Source organism: Pseudomonas sp. GP01-A4, from assembly GCF_058780865.1.
Genome location: NZ_JBYSWF010000026.1, coordinates 77,721 through 84,358 on the forward strand (window position 1 = coordinate 77,721; position 6,638 = coordinate 84,358).

The 6,638-nt window shown below is 61.4% G+C and carries 6 protein-coding genes; 2 read left to right on the top strand and 4 right to left on the bottom strand.

The window, feature by feature from the left end:
- The first annotated feature begins 134 nt into the window (after nucleotides 1–134).
- Together AC3WKX_RS16750 and AC3WKX_RS16755 are read left to right on the top strand one after the other, a co-directional pair.
- Nucleotides 135–845, top strand: a complete 711-nt coding sequence (locus AC3WKX_RS16750; protein WP_023659139.1) for a response regulator — start codon at nucleotides 135–137, stop codon at nucleotides 843–845.
- Nucleotides 842–2,161 (top strand): ATP-binding protein, encoded by a 1,320-nt coding sequence (locus AC3WKX_RS16755; protein WP_102368174.1) that lies wholly within the window; start codon nucleotides 842–844, stop codon nucleotides 2,159–2,161. Before AC3WKX_RS16750 ends, AC3WKX_RS16755 begins: the two co-directional genes overlap by 4 nt.
- A 360-nt stretch (nucleotides 2,162–2,521) precedes the next feature.
- On the opposite strand, the gene AC3WKX_RS16760 is transcribed toward AC3WKX_RS16755, so the two are convergent.
- From AC3WKX_RS16760 to AC3WKX_RS16775, 4 genes are all read right to left on the bottom strand, one after another.
- Nucleotides 2,522–4,750 (bottom strand): ATP-binding protein, encoded by a 2,229-nt coding sequence (locus AC3WKX_RS16760; RefSeq protein WP_102605925.1) that lies wholly within the window; start codon nucleotides 4,748–4,750, stop codon nucleotides 2,522–2,524.
- Nucleotides 4,747–5,361, bottom strand: a complete 615-nt coding sequence (locus AC3WKX_RS16765; RefSeq protein ID WP_102605924.1) for a biliverdin-producing heme oxygenase — start codon at nucleotides 5,359–5,361, stop codon at nucleotides 4,747–4,749. The genes AC3WKX_RS16760 and AC3WKX_RS16765 overlap by 4 nt, the downstream gene beginning before the upstream one ends.
- A 101-nt stretch (nucleotides 5,362–5,462) precedes the next feature.
- Complete coding sequence (locus tag AC3WKX_RS16770) at nucleotides 5,463–5,840, bottom strand: response regulator (protein WP_003210361.1); 378 nt, start codon at nucleotides 5,838–5,840, stop codon at nucleotides 5,463–5,465.
- Between the two features lie 142 nt (nucleotides 5,841–5,982).
- On the bottom strand, nucleotides 5,983–6,638 hold a 656-nt coding region (locus AC3WKX_RS16775), incomplete at its 5' end, for an SDR family NAD(P)-dependent oxidoreductase (RefSeq protein ID WP_102605923.1).

Sequence of the window (6,638 nt, forward strand, 5' to 3'; positions counted from 1 at the left end):
GCTGGCAGCCGCAGCTTGCGCAAAGATGTCTGCTTTATTGCGCCGTTGACGCTTTATTGCACGATTGAAATATATGACGGGCCGCGTCGAATGGTTTTAGATGGCGCATCGACAAGACCAAGTGATGCCCATCGGTGAGCCATCTTTTAATCGTGGACGATGACCTCGAGGTCCTCGCCCTGCTGAAGAAATTCTTCCTGCAACATGGCTACACGGTCGAGACCGCCGCCAATGGCGCCGAGCTGTGGGCGGCCATGGAGCGTACACCTGCCGACCTGATCATCCTCGACCTGATGCTGCCGGGGGATAACGGCCTGTTGCTGTGCCAGCGCCTGCGCCAGCAATACGCAACACCGGTGATCATGCTGACCGCCATGGGCGAACTGAGTGATCGCGTGGTGGGCCTGGAAATGGGCGCCGATGATTACCTGAGCAAACCTTTCGATGCCCGTGAATTACTTGCCCGGGTGCGCGCCGTACTGCGTCGGGCGGGTGAAAACCGGCCGACGTTGGGCGACGTGTCGCGCCCGCTGATTCGTTTCGCCGGCTGGCAACTGGACCTGACGCGCCGTGAGTTGCGCTCGCCGGACCAGGTGATGATCCCGTTGTCGTCCGGGGAGTTCGACCTGCTGCTGGTGTTCGTCGAACACCCGCAGCGCGTGCTCACCCGCGAGCAATTGCTGAACCTGGCGCGGGGCCATAGCCACGACGCGTTCGACCGCAGCATCGACGTGCAGGTCAGCCGCCTGCGACGCAAGCTGGAGTTCGACACCAAGCGCCCGGCGATGATTCGTACGGTGCGCAACGGTGGTTACCAGTTCACCGTCGCGGTGACCCGCTCATGAGCCGCTTCAAACCCCGGGACACCGTGGCCCGCTGGATTGCCCTGACTATCCTGATTGCGATGCTCACTGCGCTGGCCTTCAATGCGCTGTTTGTGCAACTGGCTGGCGTTTGGGCCAGGCCGCCGTTGGGTGAAACCGGCCTGTTGGAGAAGGTCGCGGTGATCGTGCGGATGATCGAAGCGGCAGAGCCGTCCCAGCGCGCGCAACTGACTCGGGCAGTGGCCGATGACAGCTTCAATGTGAGTTGGTCGGCCACCCGCACAGGCATTGATGTGCCGGTTCTGGAAGACCCGGGGTTTCACTCCGACCAGGTGTTCAAGCAGCTGCTCAAGGGGCCGGAGCGGCGAATGGAAGCCTACGAACCGTCCGACTGGCCTGGCCCCGGCGGGCGCTATGCGCTGGTGGTGCAGCTGGTGGATGAATCCTGGCTGATGTTCAGCGCGCCGTCGCGCAGCTGGGGCCTGGCGGAAGGCCCGCGAAGCCTGATCGTGCTGATGCTGGTACTGATTTCCACCGCGCTGGTCACGCTGATCGCCACCCGGCGCCTGGCCCGGCCGCTGCAGTATTTCGCCCAGGGTGTGCGACGTTTCGGCGCCGACTTTCGTGCGCCGCCTATCGAGCCGGTCGGCCCCCAGGAAATCCGCCAGGCGATTCTCGCGTTCAACGGCATGCAGGCGCAGTTGCAGCACTTCATCCAGGACCGCACCCAGATGCTCGCCGCGATTTCCCATGACCTGCGTGCGCCGCTGACCCGCCTGCGCCTGCGGGGGGAATTCATCGAAGATGCCGACCAGCAGCACCGCCTGTTCCGGGATGTCGACGAGATGCAGGCGATGATCAACACCGCGCTGGAATTCTTTCGCGACGATGCGCGTCTGGAACAGGCTACCCAACTTGACCTCGCTGAGTTGCTGCAAACGCTGATTGACGATTACCGCGACCAGTCCATCGACATCACCTTCAATGGCCCGCCACGGCTGGTGTATTTCGGTCGCCCGCTGGGGCTCAAGCGAGTGATGACCAACCTGATGGACAATGCGATCCACTACGGGCGGGCGCCGGAAATCGAACTGCAACAGAGTCCGGGCGTGGTGACGATACGGGTACTGGACCGTGGCCCGGGCATCCCGCAGGAGCAGCATGAGCAGGTGTTCCTGCCGTTCTTTCGGCTGGAAGGCTCACGCAATAAAAGTACCGGCGGGGTCGGTTTGGGCCTTTCCACGGCACGGGCGATTGTCCTGGAACACGGTGGAACGCTGACGTTGGAGAATCGCCCGTGTGGCGGGTTGGCCGCCGTGGTGGTGTTGCCGGTTTAGGAAGGCTTAAACCCTCACGGCAAATTGCCTTTTCCCAGATCAGTCAGATTACCGCTATTCGACTGAAAAATTTGCTGGTTGGAGCTGCTACGCGAGGGCTCATCGTTTGGTTTGAGGGCCGGCTGAACAGGTTGGACGGGTTGAGTGGCTTGAGGCGAATGAGTGGGTTGATTGAAGGATTGGATATGGAAAGCGCTGCCAATGATTGGAAAGGACATAGATGTTGGCTCTCATTAGAAAGGACGTGAAGTGTGCGCATTCACCTCCCTTTGAGTGCGTCCTGATCAGTGGCCCTGGCCCGGTCCGGCGTTCCGGGCCTTTGGGTTTCCATATGCTTCGCCGTCTCGATGAGGCGCCGTTTCAAGCCGGCTTGGGCACCGTAAACCGAAATTCGCTGCCTCGCCCCAACTCACTCTCAGCCTCGATCCGCCCGCCGTGGGCCTGCACGATGCCTTGGGTGATGTACAGGCCCAGGCCGCTGCCGGTGGGATTGTTTTCGGTTTGCGTCCAGTAGCGATCAAACACGTGAGGCAACTGATCAGGGGCGATCCCTTCGCCGGAGTCACGCACCGAAAACACGATCTCTTCGCCATTGCTCAACGCACTGATGCCGATATTGCCCTGGCGCGGGGTGAACTTGATGGCGTTGCCGATCAGGTTCGACAGCACCTGGAACAACCGTTCCGGGTCGGCATGGATTTGCAGCCCGGGTTCGGCATTGAAGGACAGGTCGATGCCCTTTTCCATCGCCAGGGGCGCGAGCAGTGAATAGGCCTCCTCGAACATCTGGCTCACGTCCAGGGCCACCGGCTTGACGGTGTAGCGCCCGGCTTCGATCTTCGAGGTGTCGAGCAAATCTTCCAGCAGCACATTCATGCGCCCGGCGGCTTGTTGCATGGTATCGATGGCCGAGGAAATCCGTCGCGAGGTGTGTGGGCCATCGGAACTGAAGGCCTTTTGCATCATGCCGCAGAGCATCGAGATCACCGTCATCGGGTTGCGCAGGTCGTGGGAAACCACCGCCACCAGTTCATCCCGGGCGCGCACCGCCTGTTGTTCACGCAGCACCTGGCGGGCCAGGTCATTTTCCAGGGCCGAGCGGCGCAGGTCGTTGGCGGCGAAGCGGTCACCGTGGCTCCATTTGGTGGAAATGCCGGCCATCTCCACCTTCCAGATTTCAAACGAGGTGCGTGGGCGAAGGTGCAGGCCCGCGTCGGTGCTTTCCAGGTCCAGGGGTTTGTTCGGGTCGCCGCTCCAGTTGATGTTTTCCTTCACTTCGGGACGAAACCACAACACGCCGTTGTCCACCGGCTTGGGCAAGCTCATGGCCAGCACGCCACTGGCTACGTGCTGGTATTCAGCCGCCGGCGGGTAAACCGAGGCCAGGTTATGGCTGGCAAACACCGGCTGCCCGGTCTCTTGCAGCCACTTGTGCAGGGCGCGAATCTGCGCAGGTTCCGGGCAATTGCCGTAACGGTGCAGTTGCTTGTCTTCGATGATCGCCACCCCGCCTGCGAGGGTCAGGTCCATCAGCAATTGCGGACGCTGCGCCAAGCCATCGAAGACGTTTGCGGGCGAGGCCTGCATGGCCTGGCTGAGCAAGGCCAGGGCCTCGACTTTTTCTTCGCGCTGGCGGCTTAGGTCCAGGGCCTCCATGGCGCTGATCTGCAACGACAGCACCTGGCCGATGGTCTGGCACGCGGTGCGCAAATCATTGGGCACCAGCAGCGGCTGGCGGTTGCCGCAACTGATCAGGCCCCAGAGTTTGTCGCCGGCCATCAGGGAGATGCTCATGGACGACAGCACCCCCATGTTTTTCATGTACTGGCAGTGAATCGGCGACACGCTGCGCAGGGTGGCGAAGCTCAGGTCCAGGGGCTGGCCGGTGTCCGGGCGCAACCTGGGCACCAGCGGCACTGCCTCGTAATCGGCATTGGGGATGATCCGCAGCCAATTGGTGCGGTACAGCTCCCGGGCTTGTTCGGGGATGTCAGACGCCGGGAAGAACAGGCCGTTGAACAATTCCATCGACGGGGCGGACGCTTCGGCGATCACCTGGCCGTGGCCTTCCTCTTCGAAACGATAAATCAGCACCCGGTCGTAGCCGGTCATGGCCTGGATTTCGTTGACGCTGATTTCATACAATGCTTGCAGGGTTTTCGCCGCCTGCAGGCGTTGCAGCATCTTGCCCAGGTTGCTGGTCCGGCCATTGAGTGCCCGCGGCTGGAAGTCCTTGAGCCGTGGTTCGAACTCCAGCACCAGTACATCCTGATGGCGGTGCAGCAAGCCTTCGAACTCGGCGCCGTTGAGGGTCATGTGCAGCGGTGCGGCGTCGAAAAAGCTGTTTTGCGTGACCATGGCCCGGACGGCTTCGGCATGTTCAATGCCGATCAATGTGTGCAGCGGCTGGCCTAGCAAGGATTCCGGTGAGTGGTTGAACAGTTCGGCTACGTTGGCGCTCACCTGCACGATATGCAGGTCCGGCTCGGACAGGGTCAGCAGCGCACCGTGGGGCTGGATGGCCCCCGGGAAGCGGATGGGTTCGTCTGCACAGTTGGCAAGCAACTCTTCAAAATCTTCGGGTTTCATAGCAGTACCTCCTGGCTGTCGAGCCATTGCTCAAAGCAGCTGAATGTCGAGCGGGCCGCGTTCACGGCGCGCAGTTTGGCGTGCGCATCGAGGGGCACATGGCTCAGGTAGTCGAGAAAGTCTTTCCAGCGCCGACCGGTTTCAGCGCCGTACACGTTGAGAAACGCGCCGCCGTTGTCGGCATCCAGTCCCAGGCGCTGGGCCATTTCCCGGCGCAGGATTTGCCCGCCCAGGGTGGCGCCTTCCAACACATACAGCGCGCCCAGGCAGGCGGCCGGCGTGTCGAGGAGCGGTAGCGACATGCAATGGGGAAGGGCGGCGATGGCTCGGGCGTCCAGGCCCAGGGCGTGAAGATCCGTCAGCAAGGTGGGAGTTTTGCGACGCAGCACCTGATCAAACCCCACGGGTATCAAGCCGCTGTCGTGCAGCGTCGTTTCCAGAGGGTTGTAGAACCCGTAATAGGCCTGGAGCAGGCGTTTATACCGAGTGTGATCCAGCTGCGGGGAGAAAAACGGCAAGCGCTTTTCCAGGGCGACGTGCAGTAAAGCGGTACCCGAGCGCAGGGCTTCAAGTACAGGGGGCGCACCAACGTCATGGGCCTGTGAATGCATTCAGTAAACTCGAACTGGGGGCCTGCTGGCCATGTAAGGTTGCTTAATAACTGACCGCAGGAGTCGCCGTGAAGTTCGCTTTGGCTGATATCGCGATGCTATCAGTGCATGGGCGAACCCTGCACCAGGGCCGACTGCACGCAGTCGATCAGGCGCTTGGTGGTCCACGGCTTGGGCAGGAACCGCACGGTGCTGCCCAACTGCGAGGCCATTGCGGTGTTGCCCGAGGTCAGCACCACCGGCAGCGTCGGCCAGCGATGGGCGACTACTTTGCTCAAGTCGTAGCCATTGAGCAGGCCGGGCATCTGGATATCGCTGACAATCAAGTCTACCGGATCACTGGCTCGTTCAAGAAAAATCATTCCTTCGTCTGCGGACGGGAACGAGGTCACCACCGCGCCGAAATCCTCCAGTACATCTACCATCAACGAGCGAATGATTTCGTCGTCTTCCAGCACCAATATCGATGGCTGAGCCATGATCCTTACTCCACCATCCGGGTTAAGTAAGGTGGAGTGGGGCGCCGTCGATTAGGTTCGATTGGATGTTTTTTTTGCGATGGGTGGTCATTTGGTTGTCTTTGAATTGCGTCAGGGCAGGGCGCCCCACTGGCGAAACCTGCTAGAAGCGTTCATCCAGCAGCGCCGGCAACGTCAGCTCCTTGACGAAACTGGCGCCGGACAGGCTCAAGACCATACGCACCACCTGCACCACGTCATGCACCGGAATCAATTGGCCCTCACCGCGCTGTTCGGCCTGGGTGCGTGAGGTGCTCAAGGAATCTTCGGTATTCAGATAACCCAGGTTCAGGCAAGTGACGCCCAGGCGCTGCTGGCGATAGCCTTCTCGCAGCGCATCGGCGATGCCGCGCAAGGCGAATTTCGAGGCGCCGAACGCCACTTCGGGCCGGCCGCTCTGGGGCAGTCCTGAGGTCGAGCCTGTGAGGATGATGCGCGGCTGTGGGCTCTTCAATAACACCGGCAGCAGCCGCTTGATCAACAACAGCGGTGCGGTGATGTTGCAACTGACGATGGCTTCCAGTTGCGTGTCCTCGTCGGTGAGATAGCTGTACGCCGGATCAAACGCCCGCGCCTCCCAGATGCCCAGGTTATAGATCAGTGTGTCCAGCCCGCCTGCCGCCACCGCCTGCTCGATGACGTGCGCCGCTTGGCCAGGCACGCCAAGGTCTGCTTCCACCCAGCGCACCTCGGCGCCAGTGCTGCACATCAAGGGATCAGGGCGACTGCGGGACACCCCGATCAGCGTATCCCCAACCC